The 26,737-nt window shown below is 41.8% G+C and carries 18 protein-coding genes and 1 pseudogene; 2 read left to right on the top strand and 17 right to left on the bottom strand.

The features are described 5' to 3' along the window. Positions 1-67: 67 nt before the first annotated feature. The 9 genes and pseudogenes from QUD05_RS21505 to QUD05_RS21460 form a co-directional block, all read right to left on the bottom strand. Positions 68-2,239, bottom strand: coding sequence for an AGE family epimerase/isomerase (locus QUD05_RS21505; RefSeq protein ID WP_289797846.1), 2,172 nt, complete (start codon positions 2,237-2,239; stop codon positions 68-70). Continuing rightward, positions 2,232-4,397 (bottom strand): glycogen debranching protein GlgX, encoded by a 2,166-nt coding sequence (gene glgX, locus QUD05_RS21500; protein ID WP_289797845.1) that lies wholly within the window; start codon positions 4,395-4,397, stop codon positions 2,232-2,234. Before glgX ends, QUD05_RS21505 begins: the two co-directional genes overlap by 8 nt. A gap of 680 nt (positions 4,398-5,077) precedes the next feature. Continuing rightward, positions 5,078-7,738: an MGH1-like glycoside hydrolase domain-containing protein gene (locus tag QUD05_RS21495; RefSeq protein WP_289797844.1), complete on the bottom strand. Its 2,661-nt coding sequence runs from the start codon at positions 7,736-7,738 to the stop codon at positions 5,078-5,080. 350 nt (positions 7,739-8,088) lie between these two features. Beyond that, positions 8,089-8,863 (bottom strand): annotated as a pseudogene (locus QUD05_RS34480) (glucose 1-dehydrogenase). Positions 8,864-9,292: 429 nt separating this feature from the next. Next, positions 9,293-10,102 (bottom strand): MIP/aquaporin family protein, encoded by an 810-nt coding sequence (locus QUD05_RS21480; RefSeq protein WP_289797841.1) that lies wholly within the window; start codon positions 10,100-10,102, stop codon positions 9,293-9,295. Between the two features lie 169 nt (positions 10,103-10,271). Further along, entirely contained in the window at positions 10,272-11,285 is a 1,014-nt protein-coding gene (locus QUD05_RS21475) for a zinc-dependent alcohol dehydrogenase family protein (protein WP_289797840.1), read from the bottom strand. Positions 11,286-11,855: 570 nt separating this feature from the next. Next, the gene (locus QUD05_RS21470) at positions 11,856-13,250 is read right to left on the bottom strand and encodes an ATP-binding protein (protein ID WP_289797839.1); all 1,395 of its coding nucleotides are present in this window, start codon (positions 13,248-13,250) and stop codon (positions 11,856-11,858) included. A 178-nt stretch (positions 13,251-13,428) separates the two neighbouring features. Next, complete coding sequence (locus tag QUD05_RS21465) at positions 13,429-14,439, bottom strand: zinc-dependent alcohol dehydrogenase family protein (RefSeq protein WP_289797838.1); 1,011 nt, start codon at positions 14,437-14,439, stop codon at positions 13,429-13,431. A gap of 170 nt (positions 14,440-14,609) precedes the next feature. Continuing rightward, positions 14,610-15,242, bottom strand: a complete 633-nt coding sequence (locus tag QUD05_RS21460; protein ID WP_289797837.1) for an NADPH-dependent F420 reductase — start codon at positions 15,240-15,242, stop codon at positions 14,610-14,612. A gap of 1,136 nt (positions 15,243-16,378) precedes the next feature. Between QUD05_RS21460 and QUD05_RS21455 the strand changes: the two genes are divergently transcribed. Both QUD05_RS21455 and QUD05_RS21450 read left to right on the top strand, forming a co-directional pair. Next, positions 16,379-17,077 (top strand): EthD domain-containing protein, encoded by a 699-nt coding sequence (locus tag QUD05_RS21455; protein ID WP_289797836.1) that lies wholly within the window; start codon positions 16,379-16,381, stop codon positions 17,075-17,077. 85 nt (positions 17,078-17,162) lie between these two features. Then, the gene (locus QUD05_RS21450) at positions 17,163-18,980 is read left to right on the top strand and encodes an iron uptake porin (protein ID WP_289797835.1); all 1,818 of its coding nucleotides are present in this window, start codon (positions 17,163-17,165) and stop codon (positions 18,978-18,980) included. Positions 18,981-19,371: 391 nt separating this feature from the next. Here QUD05_RS21450 and QUD05_RS21445 read toward each other — a convergent pair whose 3' ends face one another. The 8 genes from QUD05_RS21445 to QUD05_RS21410 form a co-directional block, all read right to left on the bottom strand. Continuing rightward, positions 19,372-20,109 carry a cupin domain-containing protein gene (locus QUD05_RS21445; RefSeq protein ID WP_289797834.1) on the bottom strand — a complete coding sequence of 246 codons (738 nt, stop codon included), beginning with the start codon at positions 20,107-20,109 and terminating at the stop codon, positions 19,372-19,374. Positions 20,110-20,389: 280 nt separating this feature from the next. After that, entirely contained in the window at positions 20,390-21,556 is a 1,167-nt protein-coding gene (locus QUD05_RS21440) for a cupin domain-containing protein (RefSeq protein ID WP_289797833.1), read from the bottom strand. A gap of 368 nt (positions 21,557-21,924) precedes the next feature. After that, positions 21,925-23,115: a cupin domain-containing protein gene (locus QUD05_RS21435; protein ID WP_289797832.1), complete on the bottom strand. Its 1,191-nt coding sequence runs from the start codon at positions 23,113-23,115 to the stop codon at positions 21,925-21,927. A 442-nt stretch (positions 23,116-23,557) separates the two neighbouring features. After that, a complete protein-coding gene (locus QUD05_RS21430) occupies positions 23,558-24,025 on the bottom strand; it encodes a VOC family protein (protein WP_289797831.1) in 468 nt (155 codons plus the stop codon). A gap of 259 nt (positions 24,026-24,284) precedes the next feature. Further along, complete coding sequence (locus tag QUD05_RS21425) at positions 24,285-24,665, bottom strand: nuclear transport factor 2 family protein (RefSeq protein ID WP_289797830.1); 381 nt, start codon at positions 24,663-24,665, stop codon at positions 24,285-24,287. Positions 24,666-24,775: 110 nt separating this feature from the next. After that, entirely contained in the window at positions 24,776-25,219 is a 444-nt protein-coding gene (locus QUD05_RS21420) for a nuclear transport factor 2 family protein (RefSeq protein WP_289797829.1), read from the bottom strand. Positions 25,220-25,345: 126 nt separating this feature from the next. Continuing rightward, on the bottom strand, positions 25,346-26,128 hold the full coding sequence (locus QUD05_RS21415) for an SDR family NAD(P)-dependent oxidoreductase (RefSeq protein ID WP_289797828.1): 783 nt from the start codon (positions 26,126-26,128) through the stop codon (positions 25,346-25,348). Between the two features lie 196 nt (positions 26,129-26,324). After that, positions 26,325-26,723, bottom strand: a complete 399-nt coding sequence (locus tag QUD05_RS21410; RefSeq protein WP_289797827.1) for a nuclear transport factor 2 family protein — start codon at positions 26,721-26,723, stop codon at positions 26,325-26,327. Positions 26,724-26,737 lie beyond the last annotated feature (14 nt).

The raw sequence follows: 26,737 nt of genomic DNA, 5'->3' as shown, positions 1-26,737 counted from the left end.
TCTCTTTGTTGAAACTGTGTATTTGCTATCCAATTTTTAGGACTACTAAAACGTCTTTCAACGCAATCTACACACTAGCCATCTCAGCAGTTTCATACTGATCCAAAACAGTTACGCTGTCGCAAAATGCACTCATCATCAGGAATTGTTTCACGTTCTCTGGTGCCCCAACTATATAGAGTTCAACATGAGAACCCAGTTTTTGCTTAGTTAAAATCAGAGACCTCAGACCAGCAGTAGTAATACATTCTAATTCTTGTAGCAGTAAGACTAGACGATTGATTGGCTGTTCTGTAGCTTTGGCGATCGCTTCCTGAAAATGTACCACACCATTGGCATCCAATAACCCAGTTAAGGAGATTTTAGCAGTACCATTACTCACTTCTAACAGCGTTGCGTCGAAAGATACTTGAGTCGGGAGAAGCCTGACTCTAACTTTGAGATCGTCTTGAGTAATCGGCAGTTTTACCGTCAGGTTTGCAGCATCAAAATCGGCATACCTTTGCCCATTGATCCATACATCGCCAATCCGTACACTGCCTGGTGGTAAGATATCTGGTGCAACTCGCAGAATGTTGTCCTTAAAGCCACCCGGCTTTGGTTTGAAGTACAAATCCATTGGCTGTTTATTAATCAGCAAATTTGTATAAACGCAAGCTAAGTAGGCCAACTCAAACGAGTGATAACCGCTCATTGAGTGGCTCCCCTTGCCTCGTTCCGTTCCTAACAAGTAGGGAATCCCATTGGACAGAACATTGAAGTAGATACCCCCAGCTACGTAATCGAGGAACCAAGCATTATAGAAAGCTGCCGCTTCACGGGCTTGGCGTTGATACTCAGGTTTATCAAGTGAGCCATTTAAGATCAGGTAGGCTAAGATAGCTTGTTCCTGTTGCCACCAAGCTTTCCGATTATGCCAGACAAAGCGGTGTACCTCTTGCCCTGGTTTTAAGGTGCGTTCCACGACATCGTACCACCCACCACGCTGTTGGTCGCTACCGACTGCTGGCATGATTTCTGCAATCTTTTCTGCCAGAGCCACATAGTTTTCTTTTGGTTTCAGGTGGTTCATCCGCATTAAGTTCCAAGCAATTTTCAGGTTATGACCTACAACTGCTCGATTCTGCTGCCATCCCCAAGTTGTATCGTGAGTCCAGTCCTCATAAAAACGTTCTTGGACAAATGGGCTATGGTCATAATCTGGGAACCGCTTTTCAATGGTGTCGAAGGTGTACTCCAAGAAATTTGCGTATTCTTCTTTGCCAGTCGCTAGCCAAAGATTGATCAAATAAGCCGGAGCATGATCACCTACCGAGTTCCAGTTCTTCTTGGCCTGATTGTGGCCTAGAGTCTGAGCGTGGGGGCTGAGAGTAATCGGATCGATGTGAGAGAAAAATCCTCCTTTCTCTGTCTTGTCCAAGAAATACTTGTCAAACAGATTAATCGTCAACTCGATATCTTTGATGATGCGGGGATCGCCTGTTATCCGATAGGTTTGGGTGGGGCCAGCTAGGGCATAAATTTGCTCGTAAGCTGGAATAGCGTCATAATCATCCCCAAATTCTGAGGAGAATATTTTCTGTTCGCTACCACCTGGGTTCACATCAACAGCATGGTACCAATAGCAAATTCCTTCGCCTTCATCTAGAAAACGCATGTGTTGGCGCAGATATTCAGTACCTTTTTCCGCAGCTTCAAGATAGCGATCGTCCCCAGTCATCATGTAGGCTGTAGCAAAACCGTAAACTAGGCGAGAAATGGTGTCAGTCTCCTGACGATTACTATCTTCTTTGGAACCAACTAAACCGATACCTGTGCGATATTTTCGATAATCAATTTCGCCATCTTCAAACTGAGCTTTGAGGTAAAAATCGCCAAGGCTTCGTATCTGCTTGACCCACCAATCTGGTCTTTCAAAAAGATACTCATTTTCTGTTCTACCCAGAAAAACTATGTGTTTAGCTTCAAATTTATGTTCACCTGCTTCAGGATAAAAAATGCCATAGGCGAAAAGATAGCAATTTGGAACGAGCATTGAACTTATTTGGCTAGTGCAATCAAAGAAAGGCTCATCTAAATTGCGTACTAGTTCAGCATAGGTCATTGATGTCAATGCTACTTTAAATTTCCTGCCATCTGAGGTTTTAAGTTCAAAAGTACCAAAATCTCCTTTACCTGAATCAAAACCGATAACATACCCAGCAATCAAATCCGAAAACGAAAAGCCTATGTTAGTCATTGAATTCACTCCGAATTGGAAATTCATTAACTGGAAACCATTTAGAAATCAAAACAACAACGCTACGCTCTTTAACACGATAGACGTTACTTGAAACTATAGTTTCTTCTCCTGGCTCTGCAATATCCATTGGCGAAGGAAGAGCAGTATCTACGACTCTGCACCATCTTCTTCCTTTCATAGAAGGAATTTCAAAGTCGAGATCCTCCCAATACATGTTGAGCATGATATGAATATCTGCTTCTCCTTCAAAGCCGCCAACAGTCAATGCGAGAACTCTAGCATGAGAGTCTTGCCAACCTGGTTCAAACAACTTACAACCATGCCAAGAAATGTCTGCCAACCCACGTTCGTTAACTTCACCAGTGAAAAAATAACTCCGACGTAAGGCAGAATGGCAGTAGGATTTGCGTAAATTAATCATCCCTTTGAAGAACCTAAAAATATCAGCATTCTTCTCGGCAAGATTCCAATCTAACCAACTAATTTCGTTATCTTGACAGTAAGCGTTATTGTTACCTTTTTGGGTACGTCTGACTTCATCACCAGCCACAAGCATGGGTACACCTAGAGAGAGCATGAGAATGGCTGCAAAATTCTTAATCTGTCGCCGACGTAATGCATCAATTTCTGGATTGTCAGTTTCTCCTTCAACCCCACAATTCCAACTCAAATTGTCATTGACACCATCCCGATTGTTTTCACCATTGGCTTCATTGTGCTTGTGGTTGTACGAAACTAAATCATTGAGGGTGAACCCATCATGACAAGTAATAAAGTTGATGCTGTTAATGGGTAAATGTCTGCTTGATTGATATAAGTCAGCACTTCCAGCTAGTCGCCAAGCAACTGCTCCAACCATTCCAGGATCTCCTTTGACAAAGCGCCGGATATCATCTCGAAAACGTCCGTTCCATTCTGCCCAACGATATCCAGGGAAATCGCCAATTTGATAAAGCCCACCAGCATCCCAAGCCTCGGCAATGATTTTGGTGTCAGCTAGTGTTTCTGATGTTTCAATGTGCCAAATCACTGGCGGATGGATCATTGGTACTCCGTCTTGGCTACGAGATAGGATGGAGGCTTCATCAAAGCGGAAACCATCAACATGCATCTCTTTCACCCAAAATTCCAGGCAATCTACAATTAACTTTTCTACTATGGGATGGTTGCAATTAACAGTATTGCCACACCCGGAGTAGTCCATGTAGTACTGCTTATCCCCATGCACTAGGTGATAAAAGATATCATTAAAAAGTCCTTTGAAACTGATGGTTGGGCCTTCATGGTTGCCTTCGTCGGTGTGGTTAAAGACTACATCTAGAATGACTTCAATTCCTTCTTTGTGTAAAGCCTTAACCAAATCTCGAAACTCTCTGATATGATTTCCAACATCAGGAAAAGCACAATATGAAGCTTCTGGAGCAAAGTAACTGTGGGGGTTATATCCCCAGTAGTCTTTTAGTTCCTTACCGTTGACTTCTCGAAGAATGTTCTTTTCGTCAAAGTCAAATATTGGCAGGAGTTCAACCGCTGTAATTCCTAACTCTTTGAGGTAAGGGATTTTCTCTATGATCCCAGAAAAAGTGCCGGGGTGTTTGCAGCCGGAAGATGATGATTTGGTAAATCCGCCAACATGTACCTCATAAATGATGGTGTCACTCATTGAGCGATTGAGCGGGCGATCGCCTTCCCAGTCATAATCAGATATATCAATAACTACACTACGCATAGATGTAGTCACGTTATCTTTTGTCCCTAAAGCATCGTTGCGCTGCCAAAGAGTGTTGGTGTTTCCTCTAGCATAAGGGTCAAGTAGTACCTTATTCTTATTAAAGCGGTGTCCTGCTCGGTGTAAATCAGGATTACCATTAACTCGATAAGCATAGTGAGCGCCCGCTTTTAACCCTCTAACATAGATATGCCAAAAGTGGAAGGTTTTATTAATCTTTGGGTTTAACTGAATAATTTTTGTTGGCTGCGGAGCATCATCCCGATCAAACAATAAGAGTTCCACAGAGGTAGCATGTTCTGAAAAGAGGGAAAAGTTTACTCCATCTTTGTCTGGTACTGCACCGAAAGGATGTGAACATCCCGATTCTAACTGGTAATCAGGTATTGCTAGTTCAACCTGATATCTATCTGTAGTTAAAGTCATTTGTCTTTCTGTCCTGACAGTATTTTACTGATGAGTCATTTAGCACTATTTTAGCCACTAAAAAATTCTTTATTGTGTTTTGCAATGATGTGTTTAGCAATTTATTAATGGCTATTTTTATGTTAAATAACTCATGAAATTTTCATTACAATATTGCCTTCAAACATGCTTGTAGCTTGTATTATCTACTCTTCCATCTTTTTCTTGATTAGGTTTAAGCAATTGTTGAGTAAACTTGGCGAAAAAATAAGTCACCAATCTAACTATTCTGGAAATTTAATTGCCTATTAATTGCTTTACAAGAGTTAATATTAATGAGTGTATAGTATAGTTTCAAGGGTTAAATTTTGGGGATATGTTTGTATTTTTTAGATAATAAATAAGTAGGTAAAGACTAGCATTTTCAAATATTAAATATGGCAAGGCTACGGTGTACACACAAGTAGAAAAAGCTTGATTTTCCATTATTGAGTCATATCATGTCCGCTTGATTGCTTATTAAACCCGAAGAACCCCACCCCCGCCAAAGCTACGCTTTGTCTCCCCTCCCCGCAAGCGGGGAGGGGATTAAGGAGAGCCAGCGCGGTCTTGGGGGTTTCCCCCATGAGCGACTGGCGTGTGGGGTGCAATGACTGTGGTTAGCATAACTAATTATGCGGACATGATATTACAACGAAGTTTTATTCTGACAAAACCTGTTCTGCACATTGCTGGATTAATTTGGCGATTAAACCTGTCCAACCAGTTTGATGACTAGCACCAATACCAGCGCCATTATCTCCATGAAAGTATTCATTGAACAGAATCAGGTCACGCCAATTTGGGTCAGTTTGAAATTTATCTGTTCCACCATAAAAAGGTCGTTTACCAGAAGCATCTGTGAGAAAAATTTGGATTAGTCTTTGAGCTAATTCAATTGATACTTCCTTGAGCGTCATCATTTGACCTGAACCGGTGGGACACTCAACTTTGAAATCGTCTCCAAAGTAGCGATAGAACTTTTGTAGTGATTCTAGGAGTAGATAATTAATGGGAAACCAAATTGGCCCACGCCAGTTGGAATTACCGCCAAACATCCCTGTACTAGACTCAGCAGGTTCATAATCAACTCGATACTCCCGGCCATCTACTGTTAAAACGTAAGGATCGGATGCATGAACTTTAGAAACAGAGCGAATACCATAAGGTCCGAAAAATTCTGTTGCATCTAACATTTTTTCTAGGATGCGACGGAGTTTATCTGGATAGGCGATCGCTAGCAGTCGGCGCTCACCGATACCTTCTTTCTGCATACAAGCAATATTTCGGGTCAGATCGGGGCGATTTTTCAGAAACCATTGCGTCCGCTCTCTAAAGCCTGGGAGCTGATCTAAGGTTTCTGATTCTAAAATGCTCACGGCACATAATGGAATTAGCCCCACCAGCGATCGCACTTTCATCGGGAATTGATGACTATCTGGTAAATGTAGAGCATCGTAGTAAAAACCATCAGTTTCATCCCATAGCGCTATTTCGGCATCACCAACGCCGTTCATCGCATCAGCAATGTACAAGAAATGCTCGAAAAACTTGCTGGCGATATCTTCATAGGCAGAATTTTCTTTTGCTAATTCTAAGGCGATCGTTAGCATATTCAGAGAATACATCGCCATCCAACTTGTACCATCTGCTTGTTGCAGATATCCACCAGTTGGTAGTTGAACACTGCGATCAAAGACACCAATATTATCCATGCCTAGAAAGCCACCCTGAAAGATATTCTTACCCTCAAAATCTTTCCGGTTAACCCACCAAGTAAAGTTCAGCAGTAATTTTTGAAAGACGCTCTCCAGAAATTTTTTATCTGCACGACCATAGATTTTTTGCTCAATCTGATAAACCTGCCATGCTGCCCAGGCATGAACGGGCGGATTGACATCACCAAAAGCCCATTCATAAGTCGGTAGCTGGCCGTTAGGATGCATATACCACTCTCGTGTCAAGCGACTCAGTTGCAGCTTGGCAAAGTCGGGATCAATCATCGAGAGCGGAATTACATGAAAAGCTAAATCCCAAGCCGCAAACCAAGGATATTCCCATTTGTCGGGCATGGAAAGTACATCGTCGTTAAATACATGAAACCATTCATGGTTTCTGCCATTGAGCCGTGATGCTGGCGGCGTCGGCCTAGCTGGATCGCCTTTTAGCCATTGGTCGGCTACATAGTAGTAAAATTGTTTGCTCCATAACATTCCAGCAAATGCTTGCCGCTGCACATTCCGCCTGTCTTCTAACATTGGCAACGGACAAATTCGCTGATAAAATTCATCTGCCTCGCGCTGGCGCTGTTGCCAAACTGTATCAAATTCCGTACCGAATGGTGCAATTAAATTTTGCGCGTCACTTAATCGTAATCGCACTGTCTTGGTTTCGCCTGCACCAATTTCTAATTGGTAACGAGCTGCAAATTTAGTGCCGATCCGATTGGGATTGACCCCTGTTTTTTCCTCATTCACTACATAATTATTTATTCCATCTTTAACGTATGGCGAAGCATTGTTGACCCCAAACAATCTTTGATTATTAGTCTCATTTTCTGTAAATAGTAGTTCTGGAGTTTCATTACAGTACAGCCATCGAGTTTCTAAAGAGGGGTGATAAGCTTCGATGGTGCTGAGGTCAGAGTTAGATTGGCTAATTTTTAACCACGGCTTTTCTTGTTGATTACCAGTCCAAGACCAGGTGTTGCGAAACCAAAGCGTTGGTAATAAATGCAACGTTTTTGCTTCCGGTCCTCGGTTAATCACAGTGATTTGAATCAAAATGTCGTCGGGTGAAGCCTTGGCGTATTCAACAAATACATCAAAATAACGGTCTTGGTCAAATATACCTGTGTTGATTAATTCAAACTCCGAGTTTTGGCGACCTCTGCACCGATTTTCTTCTACGAGCTGACTGTATGGGAAAGCTGCTTGGGGATATTTATAAAGATATTTCATATAGGAATGAGTCGGGGTATTATCCAGGTAGAAGTAGTATTCTTTAACATCTTCCCCGTGATTCCCCTGATTTCCTGTAAGACCGAAAAGCCTCTCTTTGAGAATTTCATCCTCACCATTCCAGAGAGCGATCGCAAAACATAGTCGCTGATGATTATCGGAAATTCCCGCAATTCCATCTTCTCCCCAGCGATAGGCGCGGGAGCGGGCATGGTCGTGGGGAAAGAATTCCCAGGCGGTACCATTAGGGCTATAGTCTTCGCGCACTGTTCCCCACTGCCGTTCACTCAGGTAAGAACCCCATCGTTTCCAATAAGCGGTGCGATCGCGGTCTGCTGCTAATCTTGCTTCTTCTTGAGTCATAGGGATTTTGGATTTTGGATTAAAAATCTTTAGCACAAGGTTGTTTTGAATGTCTTAAATAATACTTTTTCTCTGACTGCAAAACTTAAAACTCAAAATTCTATGTGGTAGGTTGTGTTGCTATCTAGTCGCTAAGAACTTCCGCCACCGTCCAGGCTTGAGCAATACAACCTCATGGAGTGAGTATAGCAATTCGTAATTCGTAATTCATGGGGAAGGGGAAAGGGGAAAGGGAAAAGGTTTTTTATCCCTTACCCTTTTCCCTTTAACCTTTACCCAACCTCCACTAACCTTTACCCAACCTCCACCTAACATTTTTGGGTTGGCAGACTACTAGTGTTCTAGCTTACCTATTGCTCATGATAGTTCCGGCTCAATCCTCCATCTACATAGAAGGTTGCGCCTGTGATGTAATCAGCATCGGCTGAGGCTAAGAAGCTAACTATAGGTGCGATATCTTCTGGCTTACCTAAGCGACCCAAGGGAATGTTTTTTAACAGTGCTGCTAATTTTTCGGGGTCATTTAACAGCTTACTATTGATTGGTGTCTCAATTGCTCCAGGAGCCACGTTGTTAATTGTAATTCCCAAAGGCCCAAGCTCAACGGCTAGGTTACGCATCATCATTTTTACGCCACCTTTACTGGCACAGTAGCTTAGTGAAGTGGGGAAATGCTATTTCCTCATGAGTGGAGCTAATATTAATGATTTTGCCAGTTCGCTTGGTTTCTATGAAGTGCTGCACTATCGCTTGAGTGGCAAAAAATGTACCTTTGAGGTTGAGATCGATGACTGCATCATAGTCGGCTTCAGTGATGTTCCAGAAATCAGCATTTCTACCATCAATACCAGCATTGTTCACAAGAATGTCTAACTTGCCAAAGTATTGAATACCCTGGTCTATAAGTTGACGAATATCACTAATTACACTTAAATCAGCTTTAACAGTTAAACCTTTGCTACCAGCTGCTTCTACCTTCGACAGAGTTTCTTGAGCGCCTTCAGGATGAGAGCGGTAGTCTATTACAACATCTGCACCTTGTTCAGCGAGATGTACAGCAATAGCTTGACCAATTCCTCCGCTACTACCTGTTACTAAAGCTACCTTACCTTCTAGTTTCTTCATTGACTTTCTCCTTTTAGAGTATTTTGATGTTTTCTAAGGTTGATAAATGACTTTCAACTAAAAGAATATTTGTCAGAATTCAAAAGTCACAATAGTTCAAGAATCAGGAAAATATTTGCTGAATGAATCTATCAATCTGACTAGATTCTTTACAAATTTTGACTTTTGACTACTAAATTCTTCTATATCCCTGTTTTGTCACTCGAAGGAGAAAAAATACCTCCCTTTAGTGAGCCTCAGATATAGTGAGGAATTGTGCGATCGCGCTAGCTACTTTGCAGCATCGTATAATTGTGACTTATTTGTTACGAAAGTAGAAACCAATCAAGCTTATAGATTATTCTCTGTTGAAAGTAATAGAAGAGGGATATCTGCCAGATTTTTTGCTAGTCAAGCTTTGATACCAAGTTTGTTGTTTCTAGGTTAAATTTACCCATGCTTTGGTAGATGTGGTACTTTAACATTTTTAAAAATACAACGATAGTTGGGAACATGAAAAAGTTTCCCTGTCAGGACTTCGCGTTCACCCATAGCTATTAGGTCAAAAATTTTTACGGCAACTAATGCTCCTAATGGAGATGCAATACAATAAAGCCATTGGTTTTGCCAAGACCATGCTAATAAAGCAGGGCCAATGCTGCGTGCTGTATTCAAACTAGTACCAGAAATGGGCGCTCCCAGCCACACCATAGTTGCCACTAGAAGCCATACCATTAAAGGTGTCCAGCGCAATAAATGATGATGACTCAAGAAGATAAAGATAGACAGAACTAACAGAAATGTCATGAAAACTTCAGCTAGAAATACATACCACAATGGATAACCTATTCCAGGTGAAGTGATACAATAATTGACGCTGACCAGATAATTTTTCCACAAAGCTAATGCTAAAGATGTGCCCAGAATAGCGCCAATAAATTGACCAAAAATATATCCAATTAAGTCATGTTTATGCATTTTGCCTTGCAACCAGAACGCTAATGATAAACATGGGTTGAGGTGCGCCCCACTAAGTTTACCTAAAGGTGAAATACTAAATAATGCACCACTTCCAGCAAAGATCACACCATTAATTAATAAACGAGGACTCACTGCCGGGATGAGATGCTCCATAGGTAAGCCTTTGCCAAAATTGAAGGTGATGATACTGAATCCAATCAAGAGATTAAAAGCAGTTCCCACCAACTCTGCACCATATTCAGACCAGTTAAGGGTTTTCCAATTTTTGAAAGCATTCATGAGTTTATTTCTGCTTTTTAGACTAGAAGAATATATCAACCACCAATTAAATGATTAGAAAATAGTGCAGAGGTTCTTATCATAATGCCAATTTGGTTTTTATGAAAAAGTTAAGTAACACAGGAGCATCCCAGTTTTTTGCAGTAATCCGAAGTAACCGCTATACTTCCTACACTCTAATGCTAATCTTGCCAAAGTACTTGCCTTGATTCATGTAATCAAACGCTTCTTGGGCTTGCTCAAACTCAAAGACACTATCGACGATAGGACGGAGTTTAGCGATGCTAATAGCACGGTTCATAGCTTCAAAAGATTCACGATGTCCAGGAGTCAAAATGCCACGTAATCGGATGCGGCCGAGAATGAATTGTAATGCATTAATTCCGGCATCTGAAACCGCTTGTGCTCCTACCATGAGAATCGTTCCACCTAAACGTACCACTTGCATTGACTTAGCCAAGGAAGCACCACCACTCATTTCAACTACGTAATCAACACCACGTCCTTGAGTTAACTGCAATACCTGCTCCTCCCAATCAGGGGTTTGTTTGTAGTTGATGACATCTGATGCGCCCAACTCCTTGACACGTGACAGTTTGGCGTCACTACTGGAGGTGATAATGACTCTTGCACCCGCAAAATGGGCAAATTGCAAAGCAAACAGTGAAACAGCAGATGTGCCTTGTAAAAGAACTGTATCACCAGCTTGTAGTCCCCCTTCTGTCAAGAGTGAGTGCCACGCGGTGAGAGCAGCAGAGGGTAGCGTAGCAGCTTCTTCGTCGGTGAGGTGTTCTGGTACTTGCACTAGTGATTCTTCATCTAAAACAGCATATTCTGCCAACAAGCCCGGTAATATCGAACCAAGGGTAAACTTGGTCATCCACTCGCTTAGTTCTCCAGAAACCCATTTTTGGACAAAGTTTCCACAGACGCGATCGCCTAGTTTTACCCGTGTCACACCATCGCCCAAGGCTACGACTTCTCCCACTCCATCGCTTAGAGGAATTAATGGCAAACTTAAAGCGAACGGATATACACCTTTGGCAATCATCCGATCTCGGTCATTGATAGAAACTGCCTTTACTTTGATTAGGACTTGTCTACAACCGGGGCTTGGTTGTGGTAGTTCAGTCCGCTTAAATTGATTCACTCCAGCGACATTTTGAACTTCATATGCTTTCATTTTCAACTTGCTCCTTTTTGTGTATCAGAAATTTTCTTCGTAGTTCAAAAAAATACATTGCAACCTGACAAACAGCTTGTTTAAGGCTGAATACTGACTGCTAACTGCTATAAGCTTCCACCAAGAACTTCCTTTATGCTGTTATTAGCTAAAAAGAAGCGCTCATCCTCGCTGGCAAACTCTTCTTTTTTGTTGGAAGTTGTCACATAAACCATCGCAATGCTCAGACTGCTCCCTTCAAACATTGGTAGATGAGGATAAATATTTTGAGGTCTACAATCCTTAATGATTGGGCGTTTCTAAGTTAAGATCCGTTTGCCATGACTATGCGTTCAGTCTACAAGTTATGAAACATAGTTACAAGGGACAATTTTTTGGGACAAGGTTGTATTTTGTGGTGCTATTCCAGAAGTATAAAACTTTGGATATTTGATAAGCGATCGCGCCAGTGGTTCTAGTAGTCCGCCAAGTGAACTTGGCGGGGTAAAGGGTAAAGGGGAAGGGGGAAAGGGTTTAAATCCCTTACCCTTTTCCCAGTCCTCACAAGCACATTTTTGGGTTGGCAGACTACTAGTGTGATTGTTCTATAGGTAAGCGAACCTGAAAACAAGTACATCCAGGTTGGGAGATGAGGCTGATGTCACCTTGATGGTGTGTAACAACAATGCGGTAGGCGATATGCAGACCCAAACCTGTGCCTTCTCCCACTCCCTTCGTTGTGAAAAATGGCTCGAAAATGCGTGAATGAATCTCAGGCGGAATTCCGGCTCCATTGTCGGTAATCTCCACTAGCAAGCTGTCATTTTCTCTTGATGTGCGTATCCAAATCTGCCCATTTCCTTGGATCGCATTGATGGCATTATCAATTAGGTTAGTCCATACTTGGTTGAGTTGACTGCCATAAGCATAGATCCTGGGCAAGCTTAGATCGTACTCGCGGGTTACAACCACGCTTCTTTTAAGCTTGTAACCGAGAATTGCCAGCGTACTTTGCAGCCCCTCATGCACATCCACTTGCTGTAGTGGAGCCTGATCCATATACGAGTAATCCTTAACCGCCTTGATTAGCTTAGAAATGCGTGTCGTGCTTTGCTCGATTTCGTTTAAAAGTTCAACTCCTGTTAGTGTTGCCTCAAGCCATTTCAGGGCATCGCTTAACAAGTCGGCAGTTACATGTTCTACAAAAGTGTCTAGCCATTCAGTGTTTAGCCCAGCTTGTACTAGGGCTGGAGTGAGTTTCCATACATCATCTACGCTGTGCGTCTTTAGCCAGTCTGCAACCTCGTTTTCTAGGTCGCTCTGTGTTAGTGAATCAATGTAAGGCGCTGGTGTGGCACGCTTGATCGTGTGGTGCTGTAAGTTCACAATATACGCCATTTGCTCTTTAGTTATCGGCTGTTGACTGAGCTTGAGTGCGAATGATGACAACCTTTCAAGGGTTTCTTGTAATTGCTCGGCAGCTCGACAACTAGCAGCAGCAGGATTATTCATTTCATGGGCAAGACCAGCCGCCAACGTGCCAAGTGCAACAAGTTTTTCACGTTGTTGTGAGGTTGACTCTAGGACTTGCATTCGTTCCCCCATGATGTTCAGAAGATTACGGGTAATCGAAGGAAGATTGGTAAGCATTTCCCAAAAAGCGTCTTTGTTCAATCGGAAGAGATGGCTTTCCTGCAAAGCACAAGCACTAGCAAGGTAAGGCTTGTTTGTAAACAAAGGAACCTCACCAAAGGGGGTTCCAGGTTCGTAAGTAGCCAAATACATCTCGTGACCGCCGAAATTTTTCGTGATCCGAAGCTTGCCTTCTAAAAGGACGTAAAAATAATCAGCACGCTCTCCTTCTTTTGGGAATTTCTTACCTGGTTCTAGCCATAGGTCGCTACCGTGTTCTGCTAACCAGTGGAGATCCTGATCATTTAACTGCGCAAAGAGGGACACCTGGCGTAAACTTTGTAAGTCTATCATGCTTAAATCTTGCTAAAATAGATTAGGACTTACGCAAAAAACCTCTCTAACTCTTATTCCTCTGTGTTATCTGCGTTCTCTGTGGTTTGATTTTCCGTGACCTGTGCGTAAGTCCTGTAGATAAATGGAACCGCCATTGCGCCCTCACCCACCGCTACAACGACACTCTTTCAAGACATTAAAAGCGGATACAAATTTTGCCGAAGTGTGCACCTTTTTCCATATACTCAAATGCTTCAGGTGTCTCATCAAAGGAAAATACTCGATCTACTATCGGTCGTAACTGATGCTGTGCGATCGCCCGATTCATATCCTCGAACATATCACGATGACCGACGTGTATTCCCTGAACCCGCACGTTCTGCTGAACAATTGGGACGATATTTAAATCTGCCGCCATACCCGTGAGAACACCGATCAAGCTAATCTGACCACCAAGACGAACTGCACGCAGAGACTTTGCAAAAGTTCCAGCACCGCCTACTTCCATGATGTGGTCTAGACCGACGCCTCCGGTAAGTTCCCGGGCTTTTTCATCCCAGTTCGGTGTCTGCTTGTAGTTAATCTCATCGGAAGCTCCCAACTGACGTACTCGCTCCAACTTTTCGTCGCTACTTGATGTCACAATTACACGTGCACCTGCAATTTTGGCAAACTGCAAGGCGAACATAGAGACGCCTCCCGTGCCTTGCAAGAGTACAGTTTCTCCTGCTTTCACGTCACCCTCTGTAATCAGGGCGTGCCAAGCTGTAACTCCTGCACAAGGTAGTGTAGCAGCTTCCTCATCTGACAGATGTTCCGGTACATGCACAACGCCATCCTCATGCAGTACCGCATACTCTACTAACATCCCATCTTGCGATCCGCCCAAGTCCGACTGAGCCTTTTCTGCTGTCAGTTTACCAGCAAGCCACTTCTGCATGAAAATGCTAGCCACCCGGTCTCCGATCTTTACACGCGTAACACCTTCTCCAACTGCAATCACTTCTCCAACACCATCAGAGACAGGAATCAGAGGTAAGGGTTTAATAGGAGTGTATACGCCTTTCACAACCATCAAGTCACGGGCGTTCAGTGAAACTGCCCGCAACTTGATGAGCAATTGATTAGGGCCAGGAATTGGCTCAGGTCGCTCTGTAAAGATGAGAGAATCTATGCCAAATGTGTCTTTAATTACATATGCCTTCATAAGTTATCTCCTTCAAGATGCTGTCAGTATTTTCTATTTTTAGGCTGTCTTGCTAGTAAGTGGTGAAGCCTTAAGTTAAGAGTTGTCCAATCACAAAAAATCACTATTTAGCACAGCAATGGCAGTTTTTGATTGACAAATACCCTTTCAAGGAGGGGAGTATCAATTCTTCAACGACGGGCTAACGTGAACGCAAATTCCTTCGTGATACCTGACTTCACAATTTGCTCATACAATTGTTCCATTGGTTCTAAGAAGCGTGCACTGCTCAGTGGTCCTACATCCATCGGCTCAAACCCAACGTCTTCAATCAAAGAAGCGACTACGATCTTAGCTACTTTGTCGTCACCGCAGTAGAAGAGGACTGCTCGCTCCGAGCCAAACAGCCGGGATTCGCTCTGAAATATGCTGGCTGCAACAATGTTGAAAGCCTTGACAACCCGAGCACCTTTTACATGCTTGGCTACCTCTTCGCCGCCAGAATTTGTCCATCCCACCAAAAGACCGCTACAATTTGACTCAATTGGGTTCGTGCTGTCGATCAGGATTTTCCCTTCAATTGTCCCGGTACAAGCAAGAGCGTCTTCGACTGCGAGCCAGGGTACAGCAAGGAGAATTACTTCGCCAAACTGTGCCGCTTCTGCCACACTACCTATGCTGGCATTTTCACCAGCAGACTTGGCTACCTCTTGCAGTTTCTGCCGATCGCGCGAGCCGCTAAACATAACTTTGTGACCCTTCTTTGCCCAGATATTACCTAGACTGCCTCCGATATTTCCTGAACCGATAATGCCAATATTCACACAGTTACCTCCAACTGACTAATTTCCTAACTTTTTTTGGTAGCTTTTCTGAGCATAGACAAAGCTCTAAAGGCTGACTATTGATGAATATCCCTTTTCTAAGAAATATTTCTGTTTCTTTACATCCATTACGGGCGATCGCTCGTAAACAGCTTCTGTCACTTTCAGAAAACAATAATCTAAATCAGGCTCTGGAACTTTTATTTCACAAAGGTTTGAGGCTTTATTTTCTAATATAAATTAAAATCTATAGCCAAAAAGTGAAAAGTAAAGCTGCGAAAAGCTTTTAGCGATTGGGTTTTTCCACTTTGACAAAAGCTGTTTACGGACGCGCTCGCTTCCGTTATGGATGGAAGAAACAAGTCTAATCCTCTTGCCTTCTGCCTCACTTCGGCTACGCTCAGTGACCTCCTGCCTCCTGCCTTGTTTCTTAGAAGAGGGAAACGCTATAAGTTTAATAAGCACCAAGCATTATAACAAGGGTGGATATTTCATAAATAGTTTGTATTCTTTTGCTAGTAGTCTGCTAATCTAATTTTCTCTAGTAAATTTTGTCATTGGTAAGCTAATTCCAAAACAACGAGACCTATTGCAAACAAATATATCTTCAATAGATTTTATAGTTTTTTTTACTCCGGCGTGTAATCAATCTAATTTTAATATCGAAAAAATCCAAACTTGACCCTAAATATTTACCCTTGTAGTGGTGCTTTTTGCTCTCTAAACTTTAAAACGTTCAGAGTAAAATTATGTGTCATTTTAGAAAAATCACTTATGTTTAAAAAGGTGCTTTTGCTAACTTAGATTGGATTATAAAGCTTGTTTGCTATTTCTAATAACAAAAGTACAAACCTTATTTACAGCGCTTCCGGCTATTATGCAATACGGTTTTTCTTCTTGTCCTCTCCTATCAAAGCTTTCAGATTTTAGGATGTACCTCATAGCTAACGGAAGTGCTGTAAGTCTAAGTGTTCTTATCTTTGTTGATCCTCTTAAAAGAATATCAAACAAATTCCAAAAGCCGAAAATCCGCATTCAGACGCATAAATGCATCATTTTTGACTTGAAATGAGTATCTATTGACATCATTAATTATTCTGAAATAGCAACAATTTACTTAATAAGGAAACCATATTATGATTCATCGAATGATTTTTGTTCCTCCTAAGCCAGGAATAACCGAAGAAGAATTTCAACGTCACTGGAAGGAAAATCATGTACCTCTAGCAATAAAAATGCCTCACCTAAAGCCTTACCTTATCTCTTTTAAAATTCCCTTTTTAGAAGACCAAGGAAATGATCTTTTTAGTGGTGGAGTAAGTGAAAGTTGGTTTGAAAATGAGAATGCAATGCTAGAGGCAATTCAGTCTAAAGAGTATATACAAGGAGCTAGACCCGATGAACCTAACTTTGTTGCATTCTGGCAAATATTCGTTTTGGATACAGAAGATTATGTCCTGAAGGAAAAAGACGCACTCAAACAAGAATCTAGCTTAGTCAAAATGTTTATTCTACTGAAGCGTAAACCTGGTATGTCATTGGCTGAATTTCGCCAATATTGGCTGGAAACTCATAGCTCCCTTGTACTGAATCTACCTGGTATACGACGTTATGTTCAATGCCATGTACAAGATTATTTTTATGTAATTGGTGAATCTAGTTTTGACGGTGTTGAGCAAATTTGGTTTGACGACACGCAGGCAATTGAAAAAATGATGAAGTCGCCAGAGTATCAAGATAAAGTTATGCCAGATATGGAAAACTTTGTTGAACCTAAATATATTTTTCGCTTTGTTACTAATGAGTACTGGGCTGCTGGAGAGCCAGTCTACTAATATACGTTGGCAAAAGTTAAAGTATGTGAATTAAGGTAAAACACCTGTTTTTAGCTATATGAGTGGTGCGATCAAGGAGAGAGCAGTGAAATCACGTTTCCCTTTTAAGCAGATAATATTTTTCACCTTGATTTCTGGTAATTTTAGTTGGATTGCAACAGGTTTTTCCTCTGTTTTAGCAGCACCAGAAGTAAATAAATCATCAAACGCTACAACTCTAATTCCAGGCAAACTAGATACCACAGAACTAACAACAACATCAGCAGCAAATTCTCAAATTGGTGATTATGATTTGAATCTGGATCGTTCAATTCAATCCAAACAGCAAGGAAATATTCATGCTCTAATGACTCAGATAACTGATGTCTCTGAACTATCTGATGTACAACCCAGTGATTGGGCATACACTGCCCTACAGTCTTTGATTGAACGTTACGGCGGAATCGCTGGATATTCAGATAACACGTTTAGAGGTAATCAGGCGCTAACACGCTATGAATTTGCTGCAAGTTTAAATGCAGTGCTTGATCGGATTAAGGAATTTATTCCTGCTGGTACATCTGACAAAGTTACAACAGAAGATTTAGAAACTCTGCGAAGACTGCAAGAGGAGTTTACTGCTGAATTAACTACACTACGGGGTCGAGTTGATACTTTAGAAACTCATATTGCTGAACTAGAGGCCAATGAATTCTCCACAACAACTAAACTGAATGGTTTGGTTTCGTTTAATATTGTTGGAGCCACCACCAATGGTTCTGTGAAAAGAGAAACTGGGCGTCGTGTGGGTGGCATACCTGAAGTAGAACTTGTTAACAGTAAACCTAATATCACTTTCAGTTATCAAACAGTTCTGGGACTTAACACATCTTTTACTGGTAAAGACTCTCTAGTACTGCAACTTGCTGCTGGTAATTCTAGAACCCCTGTCACTACCGAGTACGGCTCTGGTGGAATTAGTACTTTGGGATTGCCTTTAGGAGATTTTCTTGCTGGTACCCAACTTGATAGCTTAACAGTCTTTGATTTATACTACTCCTTTCCGATTACAGAATCATTTCAGGTAACAGTTGGTCCACGCATCAATTGGCTAACCCTTTTCGACATTAATAGATTTACCAACCCTTACGCAGGGGGAGCAGGAAGCTTCAACGCTGTAAATAGTCCCACACTGATTACTACTGTACGGGGTGCAGGTGCAGTCGTGTCATGGAAATTAAGTGACCAACTTACATTATCTTCTGGATATTTAGCGGAGAGTAACGAGTTTTTACCTACTAATGCTGCATCTGACCCCACTAGGGGGTTGTTTGGGTCTAACCGCACTAACTCGCTGACGGCTATGTTGACTTACTCTCCAACCCGGAATGCCAACATCAGGTTTACCTATGTCAAGGGCAATCAAGGAACTAACCAAATAGGACAAATTTTTGAAAGACCTATTATAGGATTAGCTGATGACGGGCGTGGTGGTCCCCTCAGAGGAGGGAGTTCTAACGCCTTTAGTGTAAGTGCAGACTGGTTGTTAAATCAAAAATTTGGGGTCTTTGGACGCTATTCTTACTCTAGGATCGATTTAGAACCAGCAACTCCAGGTGTGTCTAATGGTAATGTGAATGCTCAATCCTATCAAATAGGACTTGCTTTCCCAGACCTGGGTAGTGAAGGAGCAATAGGCGTCCTTTCTTATACAGTTCCCTATTCTGTTACTGAAGGTCGAGAATACCTTGTTTCTACTGGTGGCGATGGTGGAAACCAATATGAGTTAGAAGCCACCTATTTCTTGCCCCTCTCCAACAATATCGCAATTAACCCATCTGCTTATGCAATCTGGAACCCAAATAATTTTTCTGATAATCCGACTATCTACGTGGGTTACTTACGAATGCAATTTATTTTTTAACCAAATATAGCAACAGACAGGGAGCTTAGGACAGCAATAAAATCACAAAGTACGCTGTTGAAGACGCGTTTCCCGCAAACTGTCCTAACGGCTTTGGCGACTGCTATATAACAAAACCCGACTTTTGACTTCTAGTAAGCGAAGCTTAAGTCGGGTTAGTTCATCTCCAATCACTCGTATATCTTTCCAAAAGCCAAAATGCCCAATTTTTAAGTTTTCAGTGTAAGTAAAGCTTTCTAGCTGGCATTACCGAATGGCACTAAGAAAAGCCCAGAGACTTATTGTATCCTCGTTCCCAGCCTGGAGGCTGGGAACGAGTTCCGAGAGGCTCTGCCTCTTGTCAAGAAACTCTTTGGCAAAGTACTGGCGATCGCATCGGCATCAAAGTTACCTAACGCTTTTGCTGTTTCCGTTTCAAAACCCATCCAGTAGTTAAATAAGTCGCAACTACCAACAGAGAAGAATCACTAGAGGGTTCAGGGACAGAGATGGAGCCGATAGGTGTACCCGATGAAACCCCAGGTTCCTCAGTGGGAATAAATTGTATTCCATTGTTAAGAGCGATCGCTACGATTGTTGCTAGGTCATTGGCATCTGGAGACGAACCAGAAGAATTGTCAAGTTGCACACCTGCTTGCTTAATCAAGTTTTCCACAGGTGTTACAAAAGAATTTGAAGGTCTTTCCTCGAAAAAATTGTACACTAAGGCTCTTGCTGGCGTTGTTTGATTATTTATGATTGCACGGGGGCGCTTGGCAGGAAGGTAAAAGAAACTTCCGGACGGCGCATTCACAGTTTGCCCTTCCAAATTTAGTGTTAACTGCCCGTCCAGAACCGTGACCGCTTCACTATCATTGCTGTGGATTGCCAATGGAAGCGTACCACCCTGTGGGAACGTAGCCAGGTATGCTGAGTATTTTCCTTTACTATCAACTCCAGATGTTAAAAACTCAAACTCAATTCCCGCCAAAGAGTAAGTTGGTTGTGTGTCTTCTGGTGCAACGAATATGAAATCCTCCAAACCTGTCTCAGAAGATGTAATGCCCAACGTACTTGCGGATGCAGGCTTTAGGCTCAAACAAGCAACAAAAAGCGTTGTAACAACGGTAAACGTTGATAATTTTTTCATAATCATCACGCAGATATGTATTTCATGAGTAAAGGGTTTCAAATTTTATCTTTTTTTGCCAGACTAGGGATGAAATCTTAGCTTTGTTGGGAGCAGGTGGAGCGCGATTTTACTTGTCCCAGTTTGACAGAAGAAAAATAATGCATGATCAAGGCGAGAGGTCTTTCCCATACGTTCACCTGTCTAAGGAAAGTTACTTAGTCTAGGTACAGCATTTTTACTAGTCTGGGAAAGTCATACCTCTCTTTTTCTATTCTCTCGCTCCAGAGATCGCTGGATTTCATGGACTAGGTATAGGTATGGGAGGCACAAACTCTAATCCATATTTTTGCGTAGCAATTGTTATGATTTTTTGCAAGTCTATGGGAGGAGCAATTGGTGCAGAACGATCTTTCACTTCCACGCCTACATCCTTGAAGAATTCCAAAAATTTTGCAGGAGTAATTACAGTAACCAAATATGCTGGCGTTTCTCCAGAGGTTATAAATCCATGTGTGTGTTTTCTTGGAAGGAAAGCCCAAGAACCAGGAGTTACAGTCATAGTTTCTTGCTTCATCTGGACTGTAAAAGCCCCTCCACTCACATGAAAGTAACCCTCATCTTCAAAGGGGTGTTTATGCGGTGGAGTTGCAGCTCCCGGTGGATTTTCAAAACTAACAAATCCAAAATTCCCGCCAGTCTCTTCACCAGTTGCTAAAAGTGTATATCGGCCACCCAACGCATCATATACTGGACGATCGTGTGCATCTGGTGGCACTATTATATACTTGCGATCTGGTTTGTATTGTTTATTAAAAGGTGCTATAAATTCTATTCCATTTTGCATACCGATCACATACATTTTTCTTGCCCAATTAGGAAATGCCCAATTAGGAAATGCCCAATTGTAAAATGGAAAAGACGGAGTATATAAGTTAGCCACTGGCATACCAGCTGCTTTTATAAACCTTTCCAAAGGTGTTGCCAAAGACCGGGAGGGCTTTTCAGGAAAATTGTATAAAAGGAATTTAGCTGGTTGAGTACCACTATTTCTAATTGCGTGTGGTAATTTGGGAGGGAGGTAAGCGAAGGTTCCGGAGGGCGCACTCACGCTCTTTCCATCTAAATCTAGTCTTAACTCTCCATCTAGCACTACAAGCACATCACTATCATTGTGGTGAACTGCTAATGGCAACCCGTCACCCTGTCGTGAAAGTGTAACTAAATTTACTGAATACTGTCCGCCTGTATCTTCTCCTTGTATTAGAAACTTAAATGTTGAAGTGTTCGCTAAAGTGTAAGTTGGAGTTGGTTGGTCCGGTGTAACGGTTACGAAATTTTGAGGTTCCGGGCTATAATAATTCCGGATTCGTTCAGTTCCTTGGGCGGCTTTCAAGCTTATGTTAAATGAAACAAAAGAAAACGCCACTATCAAGATAACTATTAGAAATTTTTTCAGATTAAACATAAACAGTTGTTCTCCCGATAAAGTTCTACATCACATCAAGTTCTTTCCTGCTCTTTTCTCCTCTACATTCCATGCAAGTTTGCAGTCCATTAGCAAGCTCTGATAATTTAGTTTGCTAATTCAGGTTGCAATAGCAAAAAAGAAGCAATGTGATTTTGTTAGATCGAGTTTTAATTCTCAGTTACATAGCTATATTCTCAATAGAAATGAGCTATTTCACTGCAATGTCTGCAACAGGCTATGCCGACGCTTACGCACTATTAAATAGGTAAAAGTTAGTTATTTAGTCCAGGTACAGCATTTTTACTAGTCTGGGAAAGTCATGCCTCCCTTTTTTCATTTTCTCGCTCCTGCCAGCTGGAGTATTTTCAGTTGACCTGAGGAGGCCAGTTAGGCTGGTTCACAAATTCTATGTGGTATTTGTTAATAGCGATTGACGCGATTTTTTCTGGGGAAGCAGATGGTGCAATCGGTGCATTTAGGTCAGTTACTGGAGTACCTACATCCTTGAAGAAATTCCCAAAAAATGCAGGAGTAAACAAACATATCAACCGTGTTTCTGTCGTTCCAGTGGTTATCCATGCGTGCTGATGCCCTCTGCCAAGCAAAGCAAAGGTTCCAGGAGTTGCAGTCGTAATTTTGTCATTCATCAGGATTGAAAAATCTCCACCACTTAAGATAGAGTACAACTCATCTTCATTATTGTGACGGTGCGGTACAATAGCATTCCCTGCTGGATTTACCACACTGGCGAATGTAAACTTCCCATTAGTCTCTTCATCAGTTGCTAAATATGTATATCTGCCGCCTATCGAATCGTACACTGGGCGATCGCGTGCATCTGGTAGTACCACTAGGTAATTGTGATTCGCTTTGTTTTTATTAAAAGCATAAAAAGGTGCGCGAAAATTAAAACGGTTAAAAAATCCGTAGAAATTAAAAGCATAAAAGGGTGCGCGAAAATCTATTCCGTTTTTGAGAGCGATCTTTTCAATTAAACGCCGATTACCCACTGGCGAAGACCATCCAGAGAAGTTGTCTACTGGCACACCCGCTGTTTTTATCAATTTTTCCAGAGGTGTTGGTGACTTAGAAGACCCTTCATTAAAACTATATAACAGGAATTTAGCAGGTTCCGTCCCACTATTTGTAATTGCATATCGTGACTTGGCAGGAATATAGGCAAAAGTTCCAGGGGGCGCATTCACGACATCACCATTCACTTTTAGTCCCAATTGTCCGTCTAAGACCAGAAGCGCTGTAACGTCGCGGTAGTGGAATGCTATTGGAAGCCCACCATTGTGTTTTTCAATTGTAACCTGGTATGCTGAGTACCCGTCTGCTGTATCTTTTCCTTCTGCTAAAAACTTAAACTGACTGTCAAATAAGGAGTAAGTTGGAGTAGGTGTGTTTGATGCAACAGTGATAAAAGGCGAATATTCTGTATGAGAACTATTGCTTTGTTCAGTTCCTTGGGCGGCTTTCAAGCTTACATTGAATGAAACAAAAGAAAACGCCGCTATCAAGATAACTATCAGGAATTTTTTCAGATTAAACATGAACAGTTGTTCTCCCGATAAAGTTCTACATCACATCAAGTTATTTCTTTCTCGTTTGCCTCCTGCTCCTTTCTCCTCTACATTCCATACAAGTTTGCAGCTTGTTAGCAAGCTCTGATAATTTAGTTTGCTAATTCAGATTGCAATAGGAAAAAGGAAGTAATGTAATTTTGTTAGATCGAGTTTTAATTCTCAGTTACATAGCTATATTCTCAATAGAAATGAGCTATTTAGCTGCAATGTCTGCAATAGGCTATGCCGACGCTTACGCACTATTAAATAGGTGATTTATACCCCTAATTTTTAGCACCTAACAAAATCGCACTGCTCCCTTCTTCTTTGTTATGGGAAGCAAAGTCAAAGCGTCAAAAGCACGCCCGACAAAGTTTGAGGTTCCTTATAGAGTCAAAACAAGCATTAAAGAGAAGCTTGTGGAATTTTCTTAGATTGTGAAAGCTGGCAGGCGCAAATCTGCCTCCAATGGAGGAGGATTATCTTGGTCAACAAATCCTTGACTTATCTCAATAATTCTACCGTCTGGATCTGCTACCCAAACAGTGCGCCATCCAGGGATATATTCATCAAAGTTAAAAGGTCCTAAAGTAATCTTAGCATCGTCGCCCATTTCAGCTAGTTTAGCATCCACATTATCGACTTTAAAAGCAAGGTGACGCACTGAGGGGTACTCAGGTCCATCATTAATCGGAGGGGCTATAGGAAGCTCCTCTTTAGCCTTAAAAAGCTCAAAGTAGAATGGATAATCACTCATCTTGATGAAGACAATCTGACCGCCATCTGGCAGTTTTGCCACCCTAGCCCGCTTAAAACCAAAGTTTTTAGCATAGAAGATTTCGGTAGCGATCGGGTCTTTGCAAGTAAATGCCACTTGAGAAAAAGTTAGCGAAGCCATCTTTTGGTTCTCCGTAGTCTTTGAACTAGTGTTAATACCAACGTTGTTTGAAGCTGCATAGAATATTTTCTTTACTCACCAGGAGTTCTATGCTGTTCCTGATGTGCGACTTGACTTGGAATTGGTATAAGGATGAGTAAATCTATTCTGTATTCCTTTATTGAAGAAACCTCTTGCATAAATATTTTTTTGTCTCACGCAAAGAAGAAGATGAAAAGAAGGATTTTAGCAAGAGGTCTAAGGAATACAGTTCTTCTGGTCAATTCAACTTTTGATTAACAAAAGGGCCAAATGGCAGTGTATCGTGGAAGTTTGCCATGTAAGCAATCTTGCCGTCCTTTATCTGAAAATAATTTGAGCCTCTAGCATCTATTGGTACACCGCTAGCATTAGCTGCCTCAATGTGCCATACAACGCTGGCTTCGTTACCTTGAACAACTATATGTAAAGGACGATTTTGAAAACTGGAGTAGCCCTTTTTAAGTCCATCAATTCCTCCTCTTAAGGACTCGACACCTTCGATACGACCTGCAAGTTGTTCGTCCATAACAACATTGTCGTCGAATAGTGTTAGCCAAGTTTCCCAATCACCAGCGTTTACAGCATCAAAGTATTTGTCAACTACTTCTTTCGTATTCATACAAACCTCTTGCAACAATTAAAAATGGTATAACGATTTACAACAGCAAAAATCTTGGCAGATGCATTTAGGAAGGTTTTTAATTTGCAAACTTCCTGTTTAGTTCCCGATTAAACATTACGATCGAGAAAAGCAGCAACTAGAGAATTTGTTTCCATGAAGCCATTGAATTTAGCAATCTTGCCATCACGGACAACAATAAAATGGACAATTGGCACATCATAAACTCTATTAGTAGCCCTATTAGAGGCTCTTTCATGGTTGAGAGTCATTGCTTTGTCGTCTTGAGCAACAATTTCCTGTAGCTGAAAAAAATTGACCTTTACTGTCTCATCAATGAGAGCGAAATATTCAGCTACTTGATCGCGCCCTTGTCGCTTACCACACCAGGGTACTACTTGTGTGGGTCCGGGTACTTCCCATTCAATATCATCTGTTACCATATCCAGTACACCCTGCATATTGCCCTTGGCAAATTCTGCATACCATGTTTTAACCAACTGGAGAGTTTCTTGCGTTCTGGATGTAGTCGTTTCTGCTGGACTTTGAACCATGAATTTTACCTTTGTGAGAAAAACGACCTGCTTTAGGATGGGTAGATATAATCTTGCTGCTGTGCATTGCAACAGGGATATCTGCAAATGTAAATTTCAGAGAGCATCTGAGCATTAACAATGCTCTTAACTCATGTACAAACCGCCGTTAATGTTGATAGTTTGGCCAGTAATAAAACCATTGTTTGCAAGCAGTACCGCTACCTGACCAACTTCTTCTAAAGTACCGAAACGACCCACGGGTATTACCTCTTCAGGGTTAACTTTAATATTTTCAATTACGGCATCAGTTTCAATCAGCGCTGGCGCGATCGCATTAACGGTAATCCCTTCTTTCGCTAGAAGGGAAGCATAAGAATGAGTCAGTCCCAACTGACCTGCTTTAGTTGCAGCATAATGCGGGCCAACAGCTCCACCAGTGAATGCTGCTATTGAGGACACATTAATAATTCGTCCCCATCGAGCGGCACGCATACTAGGCAGTATGGCCTGCGTAACTAGGAATGTAGACTTGAGATTCATTGCAATTAACTTATCCAAGTCTTGCTCCTGGATAGTATCGAGTGGTACACGATAGCCGCCGCCTGCATTGTTCACTAGGATTTCCACAGGCCCCATTTCTTGCTCAATGCTTTTTAGCATACGGTTGACTTCAGAGGCTTGTGAGACATCGGCAGCTATAGCTAAGGTGCGACCTCCAAATTCTCTAATCACGGCGCAAGTTTCTATTGCCTCTTTCTCCCGCGATCGATAGTTCACGACAACATTTGCACCAGCTGCGGCAAGAGCTTCAGCAATTCCTTTTCCTATACCACGGCTTGCACCGGTGACTAAAGCCAGTTTGCCACTCAGTTTGCTGGTCTTTTTAGCTTCAACAATTTCTAAGGTTTGTAAAGTTTGCTTTTGCATAAAGCCCTCTGGATTGATCTAAACTTACGTAACTATGAAATGGACTGACAAGTGGATTTGAGGACAATACAGTTTAGATAAGTCCAAAACCCTGATGTAGAGACGCGATTTATCGCGTCTTCAAAGACTAATTATCTACACTCATCTCTCAAACCACTGTCAGTAGTTTTTTCACATCAGGATGATCATTCAGTTATTAAGTACGCATTGAGGTAAAAGCAACATCGGTATTGAATGGAACAGAATCGTGGTAGTTGCTCAAGTAAATAACTTTGTCATTTTTAACTCGGTAGTAGTTAGCACCTTTAGTGTTAATGTCAACACCATTAGAAGTAGTTGCCTCAACCTCCCAAAGGACGAAAGCCTGGTCTCCTTCAACAAGCACTTTCCGAAGATGCATAATCCATTTTTTGTAGCCCTCTAGCATCTTGTCTGCCAGGATTGCCATCGGTTGAACCCCTTCTTGGCGACCTGCTAACTGCTCGTCCATCACAAAGTCTTCGGCGAATATCCCCACCCATTTACTTAGGTCTCCTTGGGCAAACCCACTGTTAAGATATTCGTAGTAGTTCTCAATTACTTTTCTAGTGTTCATTCTGACTTTCCTTC

This window comes from Nostoc sp. GT001, from assembly GCF_030382115.1.
Taxonomy (GTDB): domain Bacteria; phylum Cyanobacteriota; class Cyanobacteriia; order Cyanobacteriales; family Nostocaceae; genus Nostoc.
The sequence above is the reverse complement of the archived record's forward strand: the minus strand, read 5'-3'. Positions and strand labels throughout refer to the sequence as shown.

Bases quoted from the DNA above. Each gene is read 5' to 3' on its own strand.
- QUD05_RS21505 (WP_289797846.1), bottom strand. From the start codon at position 2,239: ATGACTAACATAGGCTTTTCGTTTTCGGATTTGATTGCTGGGTATGTT.
- glgX (WP_289797845.1), bottom strand. From the start codon at position 4,397: ATGACTTTAACTACAGATAGATATCAGGTTGAACTAGCAATACCTGAT.
- QUD05_RS21495 (WP_289797844.1), bottom strand. From the start codon at position 7,738: ATGACTCAAGAAGAAGCAAGATTAGCAGCAGACCGCGATCGCACCGCT.
- QUD05_RS21480 (WP_289797841.1), bottom strand. From the start codon at position 10,102: ATGAATGCTTTCAAAAATTGGAAAACCCTTAACTGGTCTGAATATGGT.
- QUD05_RS21475 (WP_289797840.1), bottom strand. From the start codon at position 11,285: ATGAAAGCATATGAAGTTCAAAATGTCGCTGGAGTGAATCAATTTAAG.
- QUD05_RS21470 (WP_289797839.1), bottom strand. From the start codon at position 13,250: ATGATAGACTTACAAAGTTTACGCCAGGTGTCCCTCTTTGCGCAGTTA.
- QUD05_RS21465 (WP_289797838.1), bottom strand. From the start codon at position 14,439: ATGAAGGCATATGTAATTAAAGACACATTTGGCATAGATTCTCTCATC.
- QUD05_RS21455 (WP_289797836.1), top strand. From the start codon at position 16,379: ATGATTCATCGAATGATTTTTGTTCCTCCTAAGCCAGGAATAACCGAA.
- QUD05_RS21445 (WP_289797834.1), bottom strand. From the start codon at position 20,109: ATGAAAAAATTATCAACGTTTACCGTTGTTACAACGCTTTTTGTTGCT.
- QUD05_RS21440 (WP_289797833.1), bottom strand. From the start codon at position 21,556: ATGTTTAATCTGAAAAAATTTCTAATAGTTATCTTGATAGTGGCGTTT.
- QUD05_RS21435 (WP_289797832.1), bottom strand. From the start codon at position 23,115: ATGTTTAATCTGAAAAAATTCCTGATAGTTATCTTGATAGCGGCGTTT.
- QUD05_RS21430 (WP_289797831.1), bottom strand. From the start codon at position 24,025: ATGGCTTCGCTAACTTTTTCTCAAGTGGCATTTACTTGCAAAGACCCG.
- QUD05_RS21425 (WP_289797830.1), bottom strand. From the start codon at position 24,665: ATGAATACGAAAGAAGTAGTTGACAAATACTTTGATGCTGTAAACGCT.
- QUD05_RS21420 (WP_289797829.1), bottom strand. From the start codon at position 25,219: ATGGTTCAAAGTCCAGCAGAAACGACTACATCCAGAACGCAAGAAACT.
- QUD05_RS21415 (WP_289797828.1), bottom strand. From the start codon at position 26,128: ATGCAAAAGCAAACTTTACAAACCTTAGAAATTGTTGAAGCTAAAAAG.
- QUD05_RS21410 (WP_289797827.1), bottom strand. From the start codon at position 26,723: ATGAACACTAGAAAAGTAATTGAGAACTACTACGAATATCTTAACAGT.